At 71.7% G+C, this 2,742-nt stretch carries 3 protein-coding genes; 2 read left to right on the top strand and 1 reads right to left on the bottom strand.

What is annotated here, in order from left to right:
• Positions 1–172: 172 nt before the first annotated feature.
• Positions 173–1,048: a (2Fe-2S)-binding protein gene (locus E2E34_RS33210; protein ID WP_138905546.1), complete on the top strand. Its 876-nt coding sequence runs from the start codon at positions 173–175 to the stop codon at positions 1,046–1,048.
• A 192-nt stretch (positions 1,049–1,240) separates the two neighbouring features.
• On the top strand, positions 1,241–2,296 hold the full coding sequence (locus E2E34_RS33205; protein WP_138905545.1) for a DUF2637 domain-containing protein: 1,056 nt from the start codon (positions 1,241–1,243) through the stop codon (positions 2,294–2,296).
• A gap of 36 nt (positions 2,297–2,332) precedes the next feature.
• On the opposite strand, the gene E2E34_RS33200 is transcribed toward E2E34_RS33205, so the two are convergent.
• A complete protein-coding gene (locus E2E34_RS33200) occupies positions 2,333–2,722 on the bottom strand; it encodes an ATP-binding protein (RefSeq protein WP_138905547.1) in 390 nt (129 codons plus the stop codon).
• Between the last annotated feature and the right edge of the window lie 20 nt (positions 2,723–2,742).

Here is a 2,742-nt window from a genome sequence, read left to right as displayed (position 1 = left end):
GTACGGGCACGGGCCCGCCGCCGCTTCGCGCGGTCTGCCCTGCTGATCCATGCGTTCCTCCGGTGCCGTGTCCCATATGCACGATAGGGGGGTGAGGTCACAGTTCAAACATCGGGTTGGTCGGGTAAGGTAAGGCTTACCTGCAAACGATCGCGATTCGGTGGTCCCCTGCATGACCGTCCCCGCTCTTTTCCCTGGCGTCGCCGCCTCCCCCGTCGCGGCCTCCTACGCCCGCCTCGCCGAGGTCTTCGCCGGTCTGCGCGTGGCCGAGCTGGCGGACGGTGAGCAGGCGCCGCGCGGCGGCGGCTGGGTCGGGGCCGCGGAGCTCGCGGCCGGCACAGCCGCCCTCGACGCCTTCCTGGCCTGGGACAACGCCCAGGTCCTGCGTGACTACGGCCAGCAGGCCCGCCCCGACGTCGTCGCGAGCTTCGGTCTCCACCGGTACGCCTGGCCCGCTTGCCTGCTGGTCACCGTGCCGTGGTTCCTGCACCGCCGGGTGCCGCGCGTGCCCGTCGAGGACGTCGCCTTCCAGCGGACGCTGGGCCGGATGGCCGTACGGGTGAGGGAGTTCGCCTGCCTGCCGGGCGACCCGGCCGCCCACCTGCCCGGCGCCCGCGTGGTACCGGACGAGGAGGCCCTGCGCGGCGAGGTGCGGGACGCCCTCGCCGAGCACCTCGGGCCCGTGCTCGACGGCTTCGGCCCGCGCATGCGGCGCGGGAAGCGTGCCCTGTGGGGGATGGCGACGGACGAGATCGTGGAAGGGCTCTGGTACGTCGCGCACCTGCTCGGCGAGGAGCGGCGCGGCATGCGGGAGCTGGAGGAACTGCTGCCGGGCACGACCAAGCCGTACGTCGGCGCGGCCGGCTTCCGCGAGCTGACCGGCCCGAACGGCGAGACACTGCCGACCCGCGACCGGGCGAGCTGCTGCCTCTTCTACACCCTGCGGCCCGAGGACACCTGCGTCACGTGTCCGCGTACGTGCGACGCCGAGCGCGTCCGCAAGCTGAGCGGAGAAGCCGCCGCGGCGTCCTCGGTCGTCGGCGCCTGACGGCACGCCACCCGATCAGGTGGCATAAATCGAACTCAACCACCCTCGCCCGTACGGTGGTTCGACCAGATCGCACCTATTCGCGTGCCCCGGCACTCCCTTGGCGTCCTCTTGCCCCGAAAGCCTCTTCGGGCCACTTGCCTTCCGCCAATATGGCGCCCGAACGCCTACCGCGATGCAAGGGACACCGCAATGAGACTGACCGACATATCGCTGGACTGGCTGCTTCCGGGCGGCGTGATGCTCGCGGGGGTCCTGGCGGCGGTTGCGGTGCTCGCGCGCGGCAAGCGCGCCGGTGGCAAGCCCGCATCCGACGACTCCTGGGAACGCACCGAGGAGCGGCGCAGGCGCAAGGAAGCGATCTACGGGACCGCTTCGTACGTCCTGCTCTTCTGCTGCGCGGCGGTCGCCGCCGCGCTCTCCTTCCACGGCCTGGTCGGCTTCGGCCGGCAAAACCTCAGCCTCTCCGGCGGCTGGGAGTACCTCGTCCCGTTCGGCCTCGACGGCGCCGCCATGTTCTGCTCGGTGCTCGCCGTACGCGAGGCCAGCCACGGCGACGCGGCGCTCGGTTCGCGTCTGCTGGTGTGGACGTTCGCCGGGGCGGCCGCCTGGTTCAACTGGGTGCACGCGCCCCGGGGCCTCGGCCACGACGGCGCCCCGCAGTTCTTCGCGGGCATGTCGCTCTCCGCCGCGGTGCTGTTCGACCGGGCGCTGAAGCAGACCCGCAGGGCGGCGCTGCGCGAACAGGGGCTCGTGCCCCGGCCGCTGCCGCAGATCCGGATCGTACGGTGGCTCAGGGCCCCGCGGGAGACCTTCGGCGCGTGGTCGCTGATGCTCCTGGAGGGTGTGCGCACGCTGGACGAGGCGGTCGAGGAGGTACGGGAGGACAGGCGCGAGAAGGAGCAGAACCGTATCCGCCGCCGCGACCACCAGAAGCTGGAACGCGCCCAGTTGAAGGCCATCAACCGGCAGCACCGGGCCTGGGGCCGCAGTCGGGGCGGCCGGCAGGTCGTCGAGGTGTCGGCGCTCGCTCCCGGTTCGGGCTCCGCACCGCCGCAGGCGGTCGCGGAGCCCGCCATAGCGGAACCCGGACAGCTGCCGCATCGACAAAGGCCATCCCTTCAGGCCGTGAGAGGCTCTGAGCCCGTGACGACCGTCGACCTCACCGCCGAGGACGACACCCAGGCCCTGCCACGGCTCGACTCACTCGAACGCAAACTCAAGGATCTTGAGCAGCAGTTCGGCTGAGCGGCGGGACCGTACGGACGGCGGCGGACCGGGGGGTCACTCCGGCCCGCCGCCGTCCATGTCGAGTTCGAACCAGACCGATTTCCCTACGCCCTGCGCCCGGACGCCCCAGGCGTCCGCGAGTGCCTGCACCAGCACGAGGCCCCTGCCGTGCGTACCGTCGTCGGCGACCGGTAAGCGCAGCTGAGGGTGGTCGGCGGCGAAGTCCCGCACCTCCACGCGCAGCCTGGAGGCCGCGACGGTGGCCGTGAACTCGGCGTCGTGGTCCGTGTGCACCAGGGCGTTGGTCACCAGCTCTGTGGTCAGCAGCTCGGCGACGTCCGTACAGGTCTGTTCTCCCCGGTGCCGCAGGAGTTCGCGCAGAGCGCGCCGTATCTCCGGGACCGCTGTGAGATCCGCGTGCCCCAGTCTGCGCCGCAGCTGAATGAGTTCCCCCTCGTCGCCCG

Origin of the sequence: Streptomyces albidochromogenes, assembly GCF_005981925.1 — a bacterium.
GTDB lineage: Bacteria > Actinomycetota > Actinomycetes > Streptomycetales > Streptomycetaceae > Streptomyces > Streptomyces albidochromogenes.
Note: the sequence above shows the minus strand (reverse complement) of the source record. Positions and strands in the feature narration are given on the sequence as shown.

Coding starts and splice junctions, on each gene's coding strand:
- E2E34_RS33210 (WP_138905546.1), top strand. CDS start 173: ATGACCGTCCCCGCTCTTTTCCCTGGCGTCGCCGCCTCCCCCGTCGCG.
- E2E34_RS33205 (WP_138905545.1), top strand. CDS start 1,241: ATGAGACTGACCGACATATCGCTGGACTGGCTGCTTCCGGGCGGCGTG.